14 protein-coding genes, 1 pseudogene and 1 riboswitch are annotated in these 20,905 nt (G+C 45.0%); of the genes and pseudogenes, 4 read left to right on the forward strand and 11 right to left on the reverse strand.

What is annotated here, in order from left to right:
• Positions 1-342: pseudogene (locus AC07NA_RS00005) on the forward strand (phosphoglucosamine mutase); the annotation flags it as partial.
• Positions 343-564: 222 nt separating this feature from the next.
• On the opposite strand, the gene AC07NA_RS00010 reads toward AC07NA_RS00005, so the two are convergent.
• The 6 genes from AC07NA_RS00010 to AC07NA_RS00035 form a co-directional block, all read right to left on the reverse strand.
• On the reverse strand, positions 565-1,899 hold the full coding sequence (locus tag AC07NA_RS00010; RefSeq protein WP_494894564.1) for a DUF5074 domain-containing protein: 1,335 nt from the start codon (positions 1,897-1,899) through the stop codon (positions 565-567).
• Positions 1,900-1,939: 40 nt separating this feature from the next.
• A complete protein-coding gene (locus AC07NA_RS00015) occupies positions 1,940-2,851 on the reverse strand; it encodes a cell surface protein (protein WP_494894566.1) in 912 nt (303 codons plus the stop codon).
• Between the two features lie 17 nt (positions 2,852-2,868).
• Positions 2,869-4,026 carry a YncE family protein gene (locus AC07NA_RS00020; RefSeq protein WP_494894568.1) on the reverse strand — a complete coding sequence of 386 codons (1,158 nt, stop codon included), beginning with the start codon at positions 4,024-4,026 and terminating at the stop codon, positions 2,869-2,871.
• Positions 4,026-6,113 carry a TonB-dependent receptor plug domain-containing protein gene (locus tag AC07NA_RS00025; RefSeq protein WP_494894570.1) on the reverse strand — a complete coding sequence of 696 codons (2,088 nt, stop codon included), beginning with the start codon at positions 6,111-6,113 and terminating at the stop codon, positions 4,026-4,028. The genes AC07NA_RS00020 and AC07NA_RS00025 overlap by 1 nt, the downstream gene beginning before the upstream one ends.
• A 102-nt stretch (positions 6,114-6,215) precedes the next feature.
• Positions 6,216-6,414, reverse strand: a riboswitch (cobalamin riboswitch).
• Positions 6,415-6,517: 103 nt separating this feature from the next.
• A complete protein-coding gene (locus AC07NA_RS00030) occupies positions 6,518-6,997 on the reverse strand; it encodes a hypothetical protein (RefSeq protein WP_494894572.1) in 480 nt (159 codons plus the stop codon).
• Between the two features lie 23 nt (positions 6,998-7,020).
• Complete coding sequence (locus AC07NA_RS00035) at positions 7,021-7,389, reverse strand: DUF1801 domain-containing protein (RefSeq protein ID WP_494894574.1); 369 nt, start codon at positions 7,387-7,389, stop codon at positions 7,021-7,023.
• 124 nt (positions 7,390-7,513) lie between these two features.
• On the opposite strand from AC07NA_RS00035, the gene AC07NA_RS00040 reads away from it, so the two are divergent.
• Positions 7,514-8,173 carry an aspartate/glutamate racemase family protein gene (locus tag AC07NA_RS00040; protein ID WP_494894576.1) on the forward strand — a complete coding sequence of 220 codons (660 nt, stop codon included), beginning with the start codon at positions 7,514-7,516 and terminating at the stop codon, positions 8,171-8,173.
• 12 nt (positions 8,174-8,185) lie between these two features.
• Here the strand turns inward: AC07NA_RS00040 and AC07NA_RS00045 are convergent, their stop codons facing one another.
• Entirely contained in the window at positions 8,186-8,806 is a 621-nt protein-coding gene (locus tag AC07NA_RS00045) for a hypothetical protein (RefSeq protein WP_494894578.1), read from the reverse strand.
• 106 nt (positions 8,807-8,912) lie between these two features.
• Positions 8,913-11,609, reverse strand: a complete 2,697-nt coding sequence (locus tag AC07NA_RS00050; RefSeq protein WP_494894580.1) for an alpha-L-rhamnosidase — start codon at positions 11,607-11,609, stop codon at positions 8,913-8,915.
• 103 nt (positions 11,610-11,712) lie between these two features.
• Between AC07NA_RS00050 and AC07NA_RS00055 the strand changes: the two genes are divergently transcribed.
• Together AC07NA_RS00055 and AC07NA_RS00060 are read left to right on the forward strand one after the other, a co-directional pair.
• Positions 11,713-13,029, forward strand: a complete 1,317-nt coding sequence (locus tag AC07NA_RS00055) for an MFS transporter (protein ID WP_494894582.1) — start codon at positions 11,713-11,715, stop codon at positions 13,027-13,029.
• Positions 13,030-13,044: 15 nt separating this feature from the next.
• Positions 13,045-13,773 carry a (Fe-S)-binding protein gene (locus AC07NA_RS00060; protein ID WP_494894584.1) on the forward strand — a complete coding sequence of 243 codons (729 nt, stop codon included), beginning with the start codon at positions 13,045-13,047 and terminating at the stop codon, positions 13,771-13,773.
• A 140-nt stretch (positions 13,774-13,913) separates the two neighbouring features.
• Here AC07NA_RS00060 and AC07NA_RS00065 read toward each other — a convergent pair whose 3' ends face one another.
• The 3 genes from AC07NA_RS00065 to AC07NA_RS00075 all read right to left on the reverse strand — a co-directional run bounded on the left by AC07NA_RS00065 (position 13,914) and on the right by AC07NA_RS00075 (position 20,749).
• A complete protein-coding gene (locus AC07NA_RS00065) occupies positions 13,914-14,303 on the reverse strand; it encodes a RidA family protein (protein ID WP_345209788.1) in 390 nt (129 codons plus the stop codon).
• A gap of 126 nt (positions 14,304-14,429) precedes the next feature.
• Positions 14,430-14,993, reverse strand: a complete 564-nt coding sequence (locus AC07NA_RS00070) for a Crp/Fnr family transcriptional regulator (protein ID WP_494894586.1) — start codon at positions 14,991-14,993, stop codon at positions 14,430-14,432.
• A 149-nt stretch (positions 14,994-15,142) separates the two neighbouring features.
• On the reverse strand, positions 15,143-20,749 hold the full coding sequence (locus AC07NA_RS00075) for an alpha-2-macroglobulin family protein (RefSeq protein ID WP_494894587.1): 5,607 nt from the start codon (positions 20,747-20,749) through the stop codon (positions 15,143-15,145).
• Positions 20,750-20,905 lie beyond the last annotated feature (156 nt).

A 20,905-nucleotide genomic window follows, 5' to 3' on the forward strand; every position in this document is an offset into this window, starting at 1 on the left:
CTGGCAGGTATAGCCTTATTCCTGACCCATCTGGCAAAATATAATAAGCCGGTATCGGTATTAAGGAGTTCGTATCCGAACTATTTTATCTCGAAGAACAAGATCACGCTGACCCCTGAAATGGATATCGACGCGTTACTGCTGAAAGTAGAAGAGAAATACAAAAGTCAGCCGCATACCACAATTGACGGATTGAAAATAGAATTTGACAAAGAATGGGTACATTTGCGGAGATCAAATACTGAACCTATCATCCGCATTTATTCGGAAAGTGAATCGGAAAACACCGCTAATGAATTAGCAGAGAAGATCATATCAGATATAAAAGCGATATTGAAATAAAAGGCGAGACTTACGAAGTTTTTAAAACTTCGTAAGTCTTACTCACTGCACACTTGTCTTCCGCGTAAGGGATAGTAGCGGATACCGGCCTCGCGCCTAATGCCTGTGCAGTATGAGCGAATAGCCCGACCCGTAGGGATACGCCCTGATTCATAAAAAAAGCCCTTTCTCTACCATGTAAAGAAAGGGCTTTATAATTTGAGTCCGGATCAGTTGATTGAACTATTGTTGCGACAATGGCATAGCCGGGAAGAAGTAACCTCTGTAAGCCAGGTCTTTCTTTATGCTGCCGGTTGTAGCATCGTGGAAGTAAACATTGTTAAAGCTATAGTTTACGCCGTAGCCCGATTGTACTGTTGTAACTATGAGGTGGTTAAAGCGTGCGTTGTAACCAAGGCCTGCACCATACAGCTCTTTGCCCACAGGCAGGGTAATAAACGCGCTGTTTAATGACGACGCGCTGCCATCGTATTTGTAAATGGTAGTACCGCCGCTCCATGGGCCGTTTTTAGCAAGGTAAACCACGTTGGCTTTTGTAGACGCTGTGATAGATCCCGGATGCCATGCACCCCAAGAACCATGTACATCAAATGGCACGGCGATGGTTTGTGTTTCTAAATTTGCAGGGTTTATCTTGATGAGTGATTTGCCGCCTGCGCACCACACGGTACCGTCAGGTGTTTTGGCAAATGCCACGGTTACATTAGGGATCTTTTTAGCAATGCTGTAGTCGCCGGCATTTAAAACGAGCACGCCCTCTGTTTGCGATAGCAGGAAGATATAATTGCCTGCCTTAATAACATCGGCAATTTCTCCGCTGATACCGGCTACTTTTGCGCCCAGCGTTAAAGGCGAAAGGTTTACTTTATAAACGCCGTTTCCGCTGGTGATTAATCCGTTGGTATTGTCAACACCGACAAACGCGCGCCAGTCGTTGCCGCCTGCGCTGGCTATGCGGCCGGTTTCTTTAAGCGAATAAGCATCGGTAACCACAACCGGGCCGCCAACTTTGCTGGATAGGTACAGTTTGCCGTTGAATATAGTGCCGTTTTCAAGCGTAGAAGTCTTCGGATCTAATGTTTTACCCGGATTTTCTTTGGTATACACGCTGTCTTCCAAAGTCTTGGTATCGTAACGATAAAAATTAACCGTACCTGTGCCATGGCCAAACCAACCTTCATTTACCAGGAAGAAACCGTTTTCGTACTTACCCCAAACGTGTATCTGGTATTCGGCCGATGTTTTACCGGCGGTGTTTGATGCCGTGAAACTTACTTTGTAATCGCCGCGGTCGGCAGGGTTAAAGGTGTATATGGAATCGGTACCTACAGATTTGCCATCTACAGCCCAGGTATAGGTAACCCCGGTTCTTTCGGCCAGTTTAGGGCGAAGGGTTAAGGGGTTGCCAAGGGTTATGGTGTCTGCTCCGCTTTTAACGCTCAGTCCTGGTTTAACTATGCTTATGGCATCGTTATGGTCTTTGGTACATGAAGCCAGCGCCAGCGCGAAGGCGGCAACTAAAGCGGTTGATCTTTTTAAAGTAGTAATGTTGATCATTTAATGTTATTTGATGAATTGAAAATTTAGTGAATGATGATTATTTCAGCAGGCTTAGGTCGGCTACGCCCGATACTTCGGTTGATTGCTCGCCCAGCCAGCCCATGTTGTAAAGTATCCCGGTCTGAATTTTTACAAAGTCGATACCTTTCAGGTTAACCTTGTTGCCTTTGGCATCAATAGCGTTGGCTATATCAACCTTGTCGCCGCCGCTGCTATTATCGGCATAGCCAAAATCGAACGATCCGCTGGTGATGTAAAAAGGATCATCGTCATTAATATTGGTTGATGGCAGTAAACTTCCGCTCAAGGTATACTCGTTACCGCTAACCGATGTCGGGAAATAAGGCTGCGTATGAAACATATTGGTAGCAATTACGCCCGAATTTCCTTTGTTATCCTTCCATGGCACGCTGGCGGTATCTGATGCCGGGCGGGTGTAGGTAACGGTATAGTCACGCACGTAACCATCTTTGTAATAGGCGCTGCCCGCAAGCTCGTACCAGGTATCGTCGGCTTTGCCGTTACCATTGGTATCCTGCATTACCCATATTATACCGGGTTCGGCAAATTTTTCGAAGGCATTGCCATATACAATAAAATCGGGCTTGCCCTGCACATCAAGCACGGTATGGTCAAAACCGAGTGTGATATAGCCACCCCATGCACCCAGCGTAACAAAGCCATCCGGGCCTTTTAGTAAACTCTTGGCAGCAGTGGTATCGGCAAAGCCTGTATTGATAAACTGACCGGGAGCAGGTTTGTATTCGATAAGCGAGGTAACGTAAGCATTGCTTTTATCGGTCACCGGGCGTATAGGGGCTTCCTGTTCTTTTTCGGGTTCGGGTGTTGCTGTGTCGTCCTTTTTGCAGGATGCGAGGAAGGATAAACCCAGCAGCACACATGTGGTAATAGGTTTGGCGTAACTTTTAGCTAAGTAATTGTATTTCATATTTATATGTTGATTGATTAATGAACAAAAGCCATGTGGGCGGGGATATCACCGGTAGTTACCTGCCATTTCTTTTTCCCGGCAGGGTCAAAGCAGTAAAGGGTACCGGGGGTAACGTAATCTTTGGCATCGGTTACAAATACCTCCTTGGTTACCGGGTTTACCATAATGCCGTATGGAATAGCGATCTGTTTTTCGGTACCGTCGGTAATGAACTTTTTATCGAGCAGGGTTTCATCCTTTACGTTGATCATATTGTAACTGATGATGTTCTTTTGCAGCGGATAACTCCATTCGGTAGCGTAGAGGTAAGCGATATCGTCGTCGATACACAGGTTGCTGGCTGCAATGTCGAACACTTTTTTAACCGCGTCGGTATGGGTATCTATCACGAAAAGTTTTGATGGGATATTATAATAATCTCCCCGCGAGGTAACATATAGGTCACCGTAACGGTCAGCTTTTACACGATCGAGGTTAATGGCGACTTCAATGCGCTTTACTTCGGTAAAGGAGTTAAGGTCGATAACGGATACGGTACTTTCGTACTTAGCCGGACTATACCCGCCCGAGTTAGCGATGTACAGCTTATCGCTCACAATGGCCATTTCTTCGGGCTGGCGGCCAACGGTTACCTGCCGTGTTATTTGCAGGGTAGCGGTATCAATTTCGGCCACTATGCCATTGGGAGCTTTAGGGTCGCCAACCTTGCCCAAATAAGCACTTACATAAGCTTTACCATTATGAAAGGTAACATAGCGGCAGTTGATAATGTCTATCTTCTTGATGCTCTTGGAGGTCTTTACATCGAGAATTTCCAGCTTGTTGGATACGTTAACCACCACGTACAGCTTTGAGCCATAAACGCCTATATCATTACCCACATCGCCCAAGCCCTTCACTACCGATGGGTTAGCCTGACCATAAATGTTTTTGCGGTATATCCCGGTTGTAAAATCAACATAATCTAACGAGGCCTTGTTCATGTTCATGTTGCCCTCGTTAAGCAGGTACATACCTTTAAGTGTGTTGGCCGGGTCGGGGGTAAACAGGGTGGTTTCCTGCTCGGGGGTAACGGTATGCTCTTTACGGCAGGCGCTCATCAGCGTTAGCGACAACAACACTGCAAGCAGGTAGGTATACCGGCGTAATACGTTGTTATATTTCATCATCATTACAGATCAATACTCATTTTAAAACGGTAGAAACGCCTCGGCATCGGGAAGTTTTGCACGATGTAGCGGTCCTGGTTAAGTACATTATTTATTTCGGCAGAGAGTTTCAGGTTGTGTTTGTACAGCGGGGTATTATAAGCTATGGCCACATCGTGGGTATACCAGGGTTCCATGTAGTTTTCGTTACCATTGGCGGCATTGCTTTTTTGGCTGTAACGCGAACCGGTGTACAGATAACTGTAATTGAAAGTCCATTTGCGCCAATCGACACCCAACAGCAACGAGACGCTATGCAGCGGGATATAGGGCACGTAATAAGTTTCAGTCTCGGTTACATCAAGTGCCTGCTGATAGGTGTAGTTAAGCCCTGCATTTAACATAACCGTGCGCGATAGTTGCCATGTGCTTTGGGTGTTTAACTCCAGGCCCTTAATATTCACTACACCAATGTTATACATCGTCCACCGGAAGAGATTTGCCGTGGGGATGGCTACAATTTTATCGGTTACCCGGTTATAATAGGCATCGGTTTGTATGGATATTTCCTTTAAAATAAACCCGCTCACCGGCAGGTTGTAGGTGAAGCCAATGTTATATTGTTTGGCACGTTCGGGCTTTAGCAGCGCGTTGCCCACAACGTTATAATAGAGATCGTTAAAGGTAGGCATCCGGAAAATGCTTTTGTAAAAAGCCCTCAATAGTAGGCCGGTGTTTTCAAATGGCTGCCAGGTAGCTGTAAAGGCTGGGGTGTATTCCTGCTTGTTACCTGCCGATACAAACTGCTTTACTTGATCGTTTATAAAAGTACCCAACAAGGTTGCTTGCAGGTTTGCCCTGCCCAGGCGCAGTTGTGTAGCAAAGGCGGTAAGCAAAGTAATGCGGGTAGGGTAAGCAAAGTGATCCAGATCGGCATCAAGCTTATTCCACTGGTAATCGACAGATAAAACGAACTTCCAGTTATTGGTAACGCGGTACTGGCTGGCGGCAGAAAGGTATACTTCCTGCTGCTGAAAATTGTTCTCTAAAAGACTGGTATCCGTTCTGATTACAGGCGGCGCTTCCGGATCGAGGTAGCGCGTATTATCGTGCGCGTACTTGGCATTGAGCAGTAGGCTGTAATGTTTGCTGAATGCATGGCGATAATTGCCTTGTACAAAAAAGTTATCGTCCCATTGGCGTTGGGTGTAGTTGAATTTATTGCCTATGATAGGTCCCGGTAAACCACGTGCCGAATGGTAATAATAGGTTTTTGCCGACCATGTTGTACTGTCGGCAATCTTTCCGTTGAAGCCTCCTTCCAATCGCAGGGCGTACACATCGGTATTGTTTCGTACGGCGGTGGTATCGTACACGCTGTTGGTTTCCCTAAACTTGTAGCGGCCATCGGCTTTGGTGAGTTCGGCGCTGATGTTACTGCTTACGTTGCTGTTCAGCTTTTGCTGCCATAGTATAGATGGATTAATCAACCCGAAGGAACCACTTTTGAAACCGGCTTTCAGTTTGGTATGTTCACCTGCGTTAAATTGCGGCTGTTTGGATTGAATGTACAAAGCACTGGCCGACGAAAAACCTTTTGCGGGTTGAAAAAGGTCGCTGTTTTGCCCGTTATAAAGGGAGATCTCGTCAATATTATCCAACGAAAATTTACCAAGGTCAACCTGCCCGTTTTGGGCGTTGCCTACCTGTACGCCATCGTAAAACACTGCTGTGTGGTTGCTGCCCAAACTACGCACGTTAACGGTTTTTAAGCCGCCGATGCCGCCGTAGTCTTTTATCTGTACACCGGTAAAAAAACGAATGGCGTCACCCACCGAAAAACTGTTCAGGCGTTCTAACTGCGCGCCTTTAAGGGTTTGTAATGGGGTGGGCGATGTGTTACGGTCGTTTTTATTGATGCCGCGGATATCAACCTGGTTGAGCAAACGGCCTTTGGTAGTGTCCCTGCGGGTGGTATCATTTACAGTAGCGTTTTGGGCCGATGCAAAAGGGCAAAACAATAGCATGCCCATTGTAAATACAAGGGCGAAACATAAGCCAAAACTGCAGTGAACGCGCTTCAACAGCGTGTTACGTACTGATAATTCCATTGTGTGTTGTGAGTTAATTACCCACAGCAAACCGAATTGGTACACCTAAAAATGAAATACACGAAAAGTATTCTCATTCCAGCTTCTATCCGCGAAAGCTATGAAATAGTAAAGCTTGAGGCAGGTATTCTGACTTGCTCCCCTTGTCCGTCTTCCCATGCGCGGCAGCGCACAGTGACTTAAGAATGGACTTTGGTTGTATGGAGCTTACAGCTGCGGGACAGTTCCGGATTTACACCGGATTCCCTTTTAATCCTGATACTAAAAAATTGTACAGGGAACCAAAAGCGCTGCAAATCTACATAAATATTGGTGATTTTGTAAGGCAATTATCGATGGAGAAGGAAATCGCCCATTCGTAATGCCGGGTAAATATGTTGATTAGGCAAGGGTTTATAGCGTAATCAACTCTTCTTTAACACCGATTTTATTAATCCGCCCACAATGTTAAGTATCCCGATAAACTGACTTGTAATAAATACTATAAACGCAATAAGTGATACAATTCTCAGTGTGTTTACAACCAAGCTTAATTTTTCAAAATAATCAGGTGAATCCATTTGGCTTTCGGGGGCACGCCACGTTGGATTTATTAATATTAAATAAGCTATTACGGGTAAAAGAGTTCCAATTGCATGTAACCATGTAAGTGCGTTAGATAGCGCCCGCCTTTTAATTATTAGATAAATACTCCATGTTAGTATCAAATACAAGGTAAATCCTATATAAACAACCGAACCGGAAATAACGAAATAGGTATCATGTATATTGATATCGAAGGTGTTAGCTATTGCTGAGAAATATAAGATCGGTACGATTAGCACACTTATAATAAACAGATTATAGGGCCTTGCTTTAAGATTTAAAATTCCTGTGCTGCTCATTTTCAGTTGGTTCAGGTTAAGCTTTATTTTATAAAGATAACCCCATTTCTGTAAAGATCAAGCGCTTGCTGTAAGATGTCTTCGATGGTGGTTATTGGCAAATCCTGCTCCGCATCAAACAGCATGATCTTCATTCGCGAACGCTTTTCGATGATGAGTTCGGGATGTTCTAAACGTTTGCCTTCTACTATGCCTATGTAAGGCTGCCCGTACTTTTTGTGTACCCACAGGTAGCAAAATATTTTTCCCTTATAACAAAAGAAAGGTATCCCGTATTTCCAGGCGGTGGTGATAAGCGGATCTTGCTTTAGTATGATCTCTCGCAAGGTCAGTAAACACCCTTTTATGGGCTCATCTTTTTGGAGATAGAAGTTATCGGCTGCGTTTATCATGGCTAATTAAAATGCAATATAAAGGTCATTATCAGTACACGTTATAAATATCTGTTTTAGTTTGCAATGCGGTCTTGCTAATATTGCATTCTATGAAAACTCTCGGACTTATAGGTGGTACCAGTTGGTATCAACGGTTGATTATTACAGGCACATCAATCAAGGTGTTAATGATATACTGGGCGGTGTAAATGCAGCGCAACTGGCCTTATACTCTTTTAACTATGCCGATATTGTTCGTAACAACAACGCCAACGACTGGGATAGTACACGTACTATGCTGATCGACGCCGGGATCAACCTGAAGAACAGCGGGGCGCAGGCACTGGTACTTTGCGCCAATACCATGCACCTTTTAGCGCACGATGTTGAACTGGCAGTGGATCTGCCAGTGATTCATATCGCGGTGGCAACAGCTAAAGAGATAAACAAGCAAAATATTACCAAAGTTGGCCTGCTGGGTACAAAATTCACCATGGAGCGCGAATTCTTTACCGACAAATTGAAAGATGCCGGTATTGAAACGCTGATACCCGACGAAGCAGACCGCGATTTTATTCACCATACTATAGGTGAGGAGCTGGGTAAAGGCCTCATTCTCCCCGAAACTAAACAATACTACCTCAACGTAATTGATAAACTGGTAACCCAGGGCGCGCAAGGTATTATATTGGGCTGTACTGAAATACCGCTGCTTATCAGTAATGAAGATACCAATTTGCCCTTATTCGATACGCTGCTTATTCATTCCAAAGCTGCTGTTGAATTTGCTTTAGGCGAATGAGTTATAATTAGGCTATTTAACATATTTATATACCGCTTCAGATAATTTATTGATGGTATTCACCAAGCCCTTTAATATGCCATATTGGGGTGCATGGGGCGTGAAGTTTTCAAGGTAATAATGCGGTGCGTAAAATCTTAGAAAGGTTATTTTTCCATCGTTTAATAAGGCAAGGTGAAAGGTGGGATGGTGTTGAGGTTCATGATATACTGATATGATATTTTTTCTTTTCTTTACTTCAATACTTTCCGGCAATTTATCTAATGCTTCCTGATTGTAATAATATGCCGAATCAATTTTAAGTGCTTTTAATACAGAGTCGGCTTGTGCTGGTTTAAGTAAAGCCGATTTAAATGTGAGCTTGTATGGAGTCATTATATGCTCCTCATTGTAATTGATTTTGGCTAAATACCATTGCTTATTCTGCTGAATTATACAGCGGAAACTACCTTCATAGCCATCCTTATAAGCCGTACCCCATTCAATTAGCGCGTAATCAAAATTGTTCGATTGTATAAAATCAGTTACCGAATTTTCCCCATAATGCAGTTTTTTATCGTTGTTTAATATGAGCTGGCCGAAACACCAGTTGATAGATGTGAAAATGATAAGTACAGTTAAAAAAGGTTTCATGAGGTTCAGGTGATTTAAAAGTGAAAATAAGTAATAATCACAATCCTCGCAAAATAAGAAAGGGCGGTGATACTTCACCGCCCTTTCAAAATATTGATGCGTTACTTTACTTTATCTCAAAAGTATACGTTCCGGCTTCTACCTTGTACAGTTTGGTATCGGCAGCGAAATCGGTGGTGCTTACTGCTTTGTTGTTCAGGTACACCTGCTGACCCGCTGTTACCGGGAAATAAATAGTAGCGGTTGAGTTGGCCGGTACTACAGCAGTATAACTAACGCCCTTGCCTTTACGTCTCCACGATGAGGTGATCTTTCCGAAAGGCCCCGTATGCGACGACTCATAGTTTTGCAGATTAGGTACAAAATGTGGTTTCAGCAATACGTTTTTAAAACCAGGTTGTGTTTCATCAGGGAAAATACCGCCAATGCCTTTGTACAGCCACGCGCCAATTTCGCCGAACATGATGTGATTGAGCGATATATCATATTTCGATTTGATGTTCCAGTTTTCGTAAAGCGTGGTAGCACCGTTCACAATCCACCAACCCCATGATGGGAAATCTTCCTGCGAAGCCACTTTGTAAGCAACATCGGTGTAGCCGTTCTGTCCAAGCGCGTTCAAAATAGCCTTCGTTCCCAGTAACCCCACATCCAAATGGAACTTGTCAAATTCTACACGTTTGGCCAGGTTGGCAGCCACCTGCGGTTTTACTTCAGCAGGCACTAAGCCCCAATATAATGGTACGCTCAATTCGGTTTGTGTACCTGCACCGTACAGGTTGGTGGCAGGGTTGAGGTATTTGGCGTTTACAGCGTTTTTGATCTTTTGCGCCAGTTTTTCATACTTTTCAGCATCGGCGGTTTTGCCTAATAGGGCGGCTGTTTTTGATAGTATGGTGGCATCGGCAAAGTAGTAGGCCGATGAAGTAAGCTCAACCGGAGATTTTGATTTTACCGGTACCCAGTCGCCAAGCCCCCAGGTGGTTAGTCCGGTTGGGTATTGCTCGTCAATATGGTCAACGTAACGTTTAATGTTGTCGTAGTTGTCGCTTAATATTTTGCTGTCGCCATAAAATAAATAAATGTTCCATGGTATAACGGCGATGGTGCTGGTCCAATCAGGGCCATTACCCCACTCATAACCCCAACCATTGGTAGGTATAATAGACGGTAACACACCGTTCGGCTGCTGCTCGTCACGATGATCGGCCAACCATTTTTCGTAAATGGTAATGCCGTCAAAGCTATATAAGCCGGTTTCAATGGCTATTTGCGCGTCGCCTGTCCAGCCGTTCTTTTCGCGCTGAGGGCAATCTGTAGGGTAGCCAAACAGGTTAGACAGGTAGGAGGCATTGGTAGCGCTCCATATTTTGTTCACTACCGGGTTTGAGGTACTGATGGTACCAATAGGCTCCACATCGCTGTGCATAAAATAACCTACCAGGTTTTGTTTAGTAAGTTTAATTGGTTTGCTGGCCTTTACTTCAACGTACTGAAAGCCTTTGTAGTTAAACTTAGGCATAAAGGTTTCTTCGCCTTTGCCGCTAAGTATAAAAATATCGGTTTGGTAAGGGTCTTCGGTGCCAACGGGGCGATAATGCTGATCAATATTCGACAGATCGACACGGCCGTTATCATACAATCTTTCCGCATGGCGCAGGCGGATAACGGTACCCGCCTCACCCTTAACGGTAATTTTGCTCACGCCCGAAATATTGCGCCCCAGGTTATACTGATAAGCGGTATCGTTAAATTTAACAAAGGTTGTTGCAGGTATCTCCAACACATTGCGCACCGGCTGCATACTTTGCGATACGATGTTATTTGACGGCGACGAACGAATGATAACGCCTTTCCATTTGGCATCATCAAAGTTTACAGTGTTCCAGCCATCTTGCTCCAGGCGGGCATCGTAATGCTCAGCGGTGTAAATGCTGTTGAATATTACCGGGCTCAATGACGATTTCCACGACCTGTCCGACTGTACAGTTTCTACCGATCCATCTTCATAAGTGATCCGCAGATCGAGGCAAAAGGTAGGGCGGTTGCGCCAAGGAGCCTTATCAAAATCCCACACCGCGGTAGATTGGTGATTATACCAGCCATTGCCCAGCAATACGCCGATAGCGTTTTTGCCGCTTTGCAATTGCGCGGTAACATCATAAGTAACGTACAGGTTGCGGCGGTCAAACCGGGTATACATGGGATCTAACCGGTGGTTGCCAATTTTTTGTCCGTTGATAGATAGTTCATACAATCCGGCTACCGCGATATAAGCACGTGCCGATTTTATCTTTTTACCCGCCTCAAATACCTTGCGGAAATAAGGGGCAGGCTTGGTTTTCATATCATGCTCGTCGGTGATCCAGGTGCCCTGCCAGTTGCGCATGGTGCCCATACCGGTTTCAAACGAGGTTACCGCCGATGAACTGTGTATATCTTCTTTATCCCAAACATCCACACGCCAGTAGTATTTAGTAAAGGCGTTAAGCGTTTTACCATTGTAAGCAACCAGGCCGGCGGCAGATGATACCTTTTCGGTTTCCCAGGCATCACCCTTGCCACGGCTTACTTCGGCCGAATCGGTACCCACATAAACCTGATAGGCTTTTTGCAGGGCTCCTTGTCTTAAATCGGCCAGTAACCATGTTAAACGCGGGTGAGGGGCATCAATGCCTAAAGGGTTTACCAGGTATTCGCACTTGAGCGCAGCTGGTTTGCATGCCGACTGCGCAAAGGTGTTGATGCTTGAAATAACCGGTAATAGAGAAAGTAGTAGAAGTACAGGTTTTGTAAATTTCATTAGAGGATATAATATCTCGTAAAATAATTAAATGAATCATGAAATGGCAACCCCTACTGTCTTCTTTTTGTAACTAACAAATTTTACATACTTTTAAAGCGCGATGCAACCTAAAAACGACAAAAAGACTATCCGCGCCTGGGCCATGTTCGATTGGGCTAACTCGGCCTATAACCTGGTGATCACATCTACCATTTTTCCGGCGTATTATGCAACCATTACTGCCAATGGAGATAACGATAAGGTGAAATTTTTTGGCGGCACGTTTGTTAATACCGCCCTGTCTGATTATGCTTTGGCGGCCGCTTACCTGGTGATCGCTTTGTTGCTGCCCATTTTAACCTCCATTGCAGATTATCGCGGTAACAAGAAGGCATTCATGCAGTTTTTTACGCTGATAGGGGCCATATCCTGCGGATTGCTTTTCTTTTTTGATGCCAACCATTTAGAACTCGGCGTAATTTGCTTTGCCACGGCTGCTATAGGTTACTGCGGCGGGTTTGTATTTTACAACTCTTACCTGCCCGAAATTGCTACATTGGATATGCAGGATAAGGTGAGTGCAAAAGGCTTTACTTTCGGTTACATAGGCAGCGTGTTGTTGCAGTTGATCTGCTTCGCGTTTGTGCTGTCGCCCAAAACATTTGGTATTACCGGGCAAACTGCCGCGCAGCTTTCCTTTTTATTGGTAGGCCTTTGGTGGATAGGTTTCGCGCAGATCCCTTTCAAAGTATTACCTAAAGGCAGCCCCAATGTACAAATACATAATTATAATATTATAAAAGGCGGTTTTATAGAGCTGGCCAAAGTATTTAAAAAAGTGAAGGGTATGCCGCTGTTAAAACGCTTTTTACCTGCATTTTTCTTCTACTCTATGGGCGTACAAACCGTTATGCTGGTGGCCACAAGCTTTGGCGCTAAAGAGCTGAAGCTGGATAAAACACAGCTGATCACTATTATATTGATCATTCAGTTGGTAGCTATAGTAGGAGCAAATCTCATGTCGCGCCTGTCGGCAAAGTATGGTAATATTAAAGTGCTGATCACCGTGGTTTTCTTTTGGGTGATAGCCTGCGTGCTGGCCTACTTTATACAAACGGCTATGCAGTTTTACACGCTGGCTATATTGGTAGGTTTGGTGATGGGCGGCATACAATCACTGTCGCGCTCTACCTATTCAAAATATTTACCGCAAAACATTACCGATACTGCTTCGTTCTTCAGCTTTTATGATGTTACCGAAAAGCTTGCTATTGTTGGCGGTTTGTTTAGTTTTGGCTTTATTGAAGAGCTTAGCGGCAGCATGCGCAATTCGGTATTAACATTGAGCGGTTTCTTTTTCTTAGGTTTGATACTGTTGTTTTCTTTATTGAAAGCCGAGAAAAAGGGTGCCGATAGCACGGACATGAGCGCCGTTTAAAATTATTTGTGGGGAATGAAGATAGAGTTATTTGTACCATGTTTTGTTGACCAGCTGTACCCCGATACGGCATTTAATACCGTTAAGCTGCTTGAAAAAGCGGGTTGCAGCGTTTCATTTAACCCTAACCAAACCTGCTGCGGTCAGCCAGCCTTTAATGCCGGTTTTTGGGATGATGCCAAAACGGTAGGCCGTAAATTTTTAAATGATTTTCAGGAAGATAGCATCATCGTTACCCCATCGGCATCGTGCACCGGCATGGTGAAAAATTACTATAATGACCTGTTTACCAATACTGTAGAACACAACAAATGTCGTACTATTCAAAGTAATATCTACGAGCTGTCTGATTTCCTGGTGAATATATTGCAATATGATTATTTTGGCGCGGAGCTTGACGGCCGTGCGGTATACCACGATAGTTGCAGCGCCCTGCGCGAATGCCATATTAAAGAAGAACCAAGGCAACTGTTGTCAAAAGTATTGGGCCTCGAACTGGTCGACCTAAAAGATAACGAAACCTGCTGCGGTTTCGGTGGCAGTTTCGCCGTTAAGTTTGAGGCTATAGCTACTGCGATGGCTCAACAAAAGGTAGACAATGCCATTGCCGCAGGCGCCGATTATATCATCTCCACCGATGCCTCATGCCTGCTTCACCTGCAAGCCTATATAGATCGTAATAATCTACCCGTTAAAACCTATCATTTAGCCGATGTACTGGCTAATGGTTGGGGGAATATATAACGCGAAGCCAACCCTATAATTTTTGTCATTTCGACGAGGTACGAGGAGAAATCTTCTGCTTCGAGCAAGTAGCAGATATGCATGGCGCAGAAGATCTCTCACTGCGTTTCGAGATGACAAGTTATGGTGAGATAAAAGCTTTATTTCACCACCGTAGCTTCCAGCTCAACCTTCAGCGTTTCAAAAAGGCTTTTCACTTCTAACAATGTAAGCGCTTGCTGAATGCCGTGTTTGGCTATCCAGTCCTGAAAGATATTGAAGTGCGGCCAAAGTTCGTGGGTAGCGGTGGTATAGATGTTCAGACGTACAATGTTCTTGCATTCGTAACCAGCTTCGCTGATCACTTGCTCCAGGTTTTGCAGCGCCTTGATCAATTGCGATTTCATATCTTCATCGCTTGATATGCCGTCGGCGCTTATTGCCGTTTGGCCCGAAATGTACAGCGTACTTTCTACATTTTTTACTTCAACAGCTTGTACGTAACTGCGTTTATCCTGCCATTCCCAGGGATTGATGATTCTCTTTTCCATTTTACTGTGTTTATTGTTTGTGCCGGTAACCCGGCGTATTGTTTAATATTTACACAGCAAAGTTGATGATAACACCCGGAATAGCCTGTTGACAAACCTCACGATTATGGAGTGATGTTTATCACATCAAGGCGATAGCCTGCTCAATGTTTCGCGCGAAACACCAAGGTAGGCGGCCAGCAAACTTTTAGGCACACGCTGAATAAGGGATGGCGATTGTTTCAGCAATTGCTCATAACGCTCTTTAGCGTTTGATGTGAGCCAAGATATAATGCGCCTTTGCGCGCCAAGAAAACCGAAATTCGCTTTTTCGAGAAAGAAACGTTCCATCTTTTGCAGGCCGTCGCATAGTTTTTTATAGTCTTCGAGCAAAAGGCACAACACCTCGGTATCTTCAATACACTCTAATGACAGCGTAGCCGGAGTTTGGGTATAATAGGCATAAAAATCGCTTTCCCACCAATCTTCCATAGCAAAAGATACAATGTGCTGCTTCGCCGTATCTTCTGTATATACCAGCTTTAATAAGCCCGATAATACAAAGTAATGGTATTTTACAGTATCGCCCTCCTGTATCAAAAACTGGTGTTTCCTGTACTTTTTATACGTGAAATGGTCGCTCACAAATGCGAATTCGGCATCAGTAAGCGGCACTACTTTTTCTATATGTTTCCTTAGTTTATCGTGCATGGAGTTTCGTAGCAAAAGCTCACAAAGTTAAGATAGTATTATTTATTCGATAGTAGCAATTGGTGATTCAAGATCTAAGGCTTAGTACAAATAAAAGAGCCTGTATCATCATCAACGATACAGGCTCTTTTGATTTATCGGTGCAATAATTACTTTATAACTTCAACCCACTGGCCTTTTATTAAGGCATTTATAGATGAATTGTACATGGCTTCGCAATAGGTTGCCGGTTGGAAGTAGGTACCTGCATACGCCGCGTTGAGCATTACATAATAGGTTACTTCCTGGTTAGCATTCAGACTGAAATAGGTATTCACCCTGTCATCCCTAATGTCCCTGTAGTCTGATGGCGACGATTTAAATGCTTCGTCGTTGTTCATCATGCGGCTGTTCAAGATCTCCCATCCCGAAGGGAAGATCTGCGTTAGCGCCATGTTATTGTATGCGCCCTGCCTGCCCGGATTTTTAAGCGTAACCTGCGCTACAAAATCGGTACCCTGTTTTAGTTTCGCAGGGTCGAGCAGTTTGCCGCCTAATGTAAAATAGGCCACTTTCATGGTGAGTAGATCCGGCTTAATGCTGGTTACCACATTTTGGCCTGCCGATGGTTGTCCGCGTTGTATCAGCCTGATGTATAACCTGTTTTTACCTGTGTTTTTAACCAATGCTTTACCGCCGTTGGCTGCTACATCTGCCTGCCACAAATACGATGCAGAATTGATGCTTGCGCTGCTGCCCGTAGCCTGGTAGTTGAATGATAGCTTGCTGCCGTTCTTGTTCTCCCCGCAATAATCGGCAACGGCCAATAAAGCGTAAGCGGTAGTTTGGGTACTGTACCAGTCATCTTGTGCCAGTTTTGCTGCCACGGTAATCATCATGGCTGCCGCGCGTTTTTGCTGACCAAGCAGCGTGAGGGTTTCCAATATCATGGCCTCATCGCGCAGGTCGGATCCGTAGGTGCCGTACATGCCGTTGTATGGCTTAATAGTGGTTGCTAAGCCCTGTGTTAGGCGTGTTGCTACTTCTGGTTGTCCGGAAAGCTTATAGGCCGCTGCAAGCCTCCATTTGGCTTCAACGCTTAAGTATTGAAACTCGCGCAGCCTGTTCATGGCCCCTAATTCCGGTGAGCGTGCCAAAGCAAGCAGGTACAGGCGGTAGGCCTGAGTAAGATCGGCACCGTAAAAACTACGGCTGTCGGGTGCCCAGCCCAGTGCTTTTTGTTTCTGGAATTTCTTCCACCGTTCAATAAAGCCAACCGGCAGGCTATAGCCTTTGGCCTGTGCCGCCAGCATAAAGTGACCGGCATAGTTGGTACCCCATTCGTCGGCTTCGCCACCATTAGGCCAGTAACTCAAACCGCCATCGCTCACCTGGAAACTATTGAGCCGGTTAATAGCTGCCTTAATGTTGCGGATACTCTCGGCATTCTCGCGCGATGAAAGATCGATGATCTGGTTCAGATACAACTGCGGGAAAACCGACGATGTAGTTTGCTCTACGCAACCATGCGGGTATTGAATAAGGTAAGTTAAACGCTTAGCCAGGTTTAACGATGGGATAGAGGATACCTCCAATGTGGCTTTATTGGTGCCCGCCATACCTATCGCGGCGTAAGCGGTGTTCCATGTTTCGCCCGGTACCAGTTCTTTTTGCAGTATGCGGGTTATTGGCGGGTTAGGGTTACGTATGTTTAACTCAACATCATAAGCCGCTGTTTCCGAACCGCTTTTAGCAACTATTTTAACCTTGCCCACGCCTACAAAGTCCTTCACATTAAGGTCGAAGGTTACCATCTGGTCGCCGGTTTTGGTAAAGGTTACCGTTTTAGTATTGTTGCCTGCCAAATTGCTGAACGCGTTTGACTGTACCTGTAAGCTTACCGTTTTGATGTTGTTCTCCATAGCGAACACCGTAACCGGCAACTGGATCTTTTCGGTAGGGGCCAGTACACGCGGAAGGGTAGCCAATATCATCAACGGTTTTTTAACAGCCACGGCCTTGTCGGCAAAGCCATAAGCACCGTTGTGCCCTGCAATTACCATCGCCTTAACCGAACCGATATATTGCGGAAGGGTGAACTGCTGCGTTTGCTTTTCGCCTGCATTGAGATGGAACGGCCCCAGGAATTTAACCACCGGTTTAAACCTATTTACCGATACGTTCTTCTTTGCGCCGTTAGTGCCATCACCGCCTATGCTCAATATTCGCTCTAAACCACCGCCAAACGCGCCGATCACATAATCGAACAAGTCCCAGGTTTTAACGCCGAGCGCTTCACGTGCATAGAAAGCCTCATGTGGATCAGGCGTTTTAAAGCCCGTGATATCCAGCAAGCCTTCATCCACAATAGCTATGGTATAGGTCATTTCCTTGCCGTTGGCTTCTGATACCGTGATGGCCGATTTTGTTTCGGGCCTTATTTTATCGGCCATGGCAATTACCGGTTTCAGTATGGTTTCAGGGTTTTCTACCGATAGATTGATCGCCCCGTACATGCGTATCGGCAAGTCGTTAACCGTTTGCGCGTGACGTTGTAAGAGTGTAACGTTCACAAATATATTGGGTGCCATTTCGGGCTCCACCTTAAAGTTGTACTGGGTTTGGCCTTTCTTAGTATCTATCCAAACTGTTTTAAGCACCTTGCTGCCATTTTCAAAACTGATAAGCGCGCGGCCATCACTGCTGGTTGGTATGGTCAGTGTGGCATCGTCGCCAACTTTATAAGCTTTTTTATCAGAAGTGAACGATAACATAGCTGCCTCGGTAGGGTTATCCTTCTGCAACCTTTCCGACCAGTTTGGCCAGTCTACATATATGATCTTACCGGTTGAGTGCCCTGTTTGAGGGTCTTTGATTTTGATGAGGTAACGTCCCCAATCAGCCTGGTTAATACGGAACTGCCACTTACCGCGACCGTTGGTTACGCTAACATTCTCGGTTTTTATCAGTTTGTTGTATTTGTCCTGGGTAAAGTTGCTTAGCTGGTTATCGCTTTGATCCCACCACCAGCGCCATTGTATTTTGTACAGTTCAACCTCTACATTGCGTGTGCCCGGTAACAGGTTGCCTTTGGTATCTACATCGGCAATATCAATTACGTGGTCTTTACCGGTAACCAGCATGTCTGATTGTTCGCTGCCTTTCGGCGTTTTTATGCCCACATAACCCTGGTATACATTGTAAGGCAAGGCAATTTGGTTAATGCTGAAGCTGCCGCCCGGTTCAAACACTTTCACCAGGAAGTTAGCCCGTAATTGCCCCGGTGCCTGGTTTTCTACGTTGATGTCGGTATTTACCGATGCCACACCGTTTTCGTTCAGCTTGCCGTCGAATACAGTTTGGGTTTGGGTATTGAAGGCAAGGGTAGGATCGTCAAACGTATAATCTTCAAACTTTTTAAAGCTGGTGGTTTGTGCCGATAAAAAGGCATCAACCTTAGCTTTCAAGTTTTGAGCCGTACCACCAAATAACCACCTGGCAGATAAAGCACCATTCAAACCGCTGCCCTTGGTCAATTCACTTGCCCCGCCGAAAGACAGGTCAAGCTTTAAGCGGTTAGGCATAATGGTTTCTATCTTAATCTTTTTCTCAAACACGGCCCCCCCAACTTTTACCTTGGCTGTCCAGTTACCGGTAGGAGATGAGAGTTCGGTAGCGGTTTGGAAATTATAAAACCCATCTAAAGATTTTGTTTGGGTGATCCTTTTATATAATTGCCCTGTAGGATTGTAAAGTTCAAACTCAACGGGATGATCTGCCGGTAAGGTTTTCAATTTATCCTCTAAAATAAAAGTGAGGTATAAAGGGTCGCCCGGTCGCCATACACCGCGCTCCCCGTAAATAAAGCCTTTTAAGCCGCTCTGCACTTGTTCGCCGCTTACATCAAAACGGGTTAAGGAGAGCGAGCTGCCATCATCAAGTTTAAGGTAGCCGCGTTCGTTATTGAATTTGGCAACCAATAGGTAAGGCTTGCGTTTCAGGTCGAATTTAGCCATACCATCCGCATCAGATGCTGTTTTAAAGATTACCTGCTTTTGGTAATCCAGCAATTGCAGTTCTACGCCCGGCATCGGCTGCGCACTTAAAATGTTGGTTACAGCCACCAGCATGCTGTTGTCACTGCCACGTTTGGCTATCAGGCCAATGTTTGACGCGATAATATTGCGGGTTGCCCAACGCTGCTTAGTGAAATAGGAGTTGGTACAGGCATCATCGCGCTGCTCCCAGTTGTAATCTTCGGGATAGTAATTATCGTATCTCGACCAAAACTCGTCATCCTCGTCGCTTACCTTGCTGGTATTATCGCCGCCGTAAGAGTAGCCATAGTCGCTTTCCGAATCCTCATCATCATTATCGGCCTTAACATTGCCGCCCAGCTTGCAGTTGTACAAAGAGTAATCTTTACGGAAACCGATCACCACACGGTAAATAGCGCCCGGTTCGGTGCGTAACAGCTGGTCTATATCCAGCATAAAGCGATTCTTCTTGCTCAGGTTTAATCCCTTATCGTCATCTAACCTGATAGTTTTTTGTACCACCGGGCGACCAACCTGCCTTAATTCAAAACCACCATCGAAACCATTGTTTTGAAAGTATTGAGGTACGTTGTTCTCGTATACCTTGATAATAGTTACGTCAACCGCGTTCAGGTTAACGGCTTCAAATGGCATCATCAGTTTGCCCGAATCTGGCAGTATCACCCCCTTGCCCGGTATACTTACCGATGGCAGGCGATTTTCAAAGAATACGTTACCTGTATATGGTTTGGTGATCTTTTTACGCGAGATATTCTCGATACCCTCGTTTACAGTTACGGTATAATTGCCCTGCAAACGTTCGGGCGCGTAAACTTTTACCACGCTGCCATCAATGGTGTAAGCCGGTTCGGTAACGTTATTAATGCTGATGAGTCCGTTCAGTTCCTGCCCGATCAATATGGCATCTGAAAATTGGATCTCCACGTATTGATCGTTATCCTGCACGGCACGAATAGCCAGGATCTTAAAATCGCCAATGGCGGGTATAACAAAGTCCTGCTTGCCTTGCTTATCTACATCAAGACTGCCACCATCCCAGTTTACGGTGAGCGGGTTCGGTTTACCTGCACTACGGTTAAGGCCTGTTACAGTAAACTGGTGTACCTTGGTAACGTTATTGTGTTGCCAGGCTACCTTAACAGCTGAGGTATAATTGGCTGTTATAATTTTTTCTACGGCGGTTGGGTCTTCAATATCGGCGGTTTGTATACTGCCGCTCAGCTTCATTTTGTCTAAAGAAGTATTGGTAGCGGTACGCAAACCGGCAAATGATACCGTAAAATCGGGTTTAACGGTTTGAAAATCGAAGTTGAAATGCTTGTACTGGTCGGGAACGTCTATCACCTTTTTCAGGTTGAATTCGGCATCGTAGCTTTTACCGGGTTCCAGCTTTTCATCTGGCCTGAACTCGATGGTGCGGGCATCTATCCAATACGCTTTACCTTTTATTGACGGTGAAAAATCAAACACGCCATCGCTCAGTTGTTCGTTTTGCTGGTGGGTGGTTTGTACCTCGCCGGCCAGTTTTATGCGGATGGTGCTGCCCTTTGAAATTACCCCGGCGGTGTACGATTCGATATACTTGCTAAATGCCGGGTCAACGGCTAATTTTTGCGGACGATGGATAAAGAAGTAACTAACAACAAAGATCAGTACCAGGGCCACGCCAATAGTGATCAATCTCTTACGCTGATAAAAAAGATTGCGTTCGGATTCCATATTTTAGGTATATTTTGAAGTAAATATAATCCTATGCCATATCCGCTCCAAAGAAGTAGCGGTATATTTTTATGGCTTTATGGCCTTTGAAGCTAAATAAATATTAAAGTATTATGTTTTTGTAGCAGAACAGGTTAACGGGGCTACCTGTAGTTA

Source organism: Mucilaginibacter sp. GW821-FHT07G05 (genome assembly GCF_059418565.1).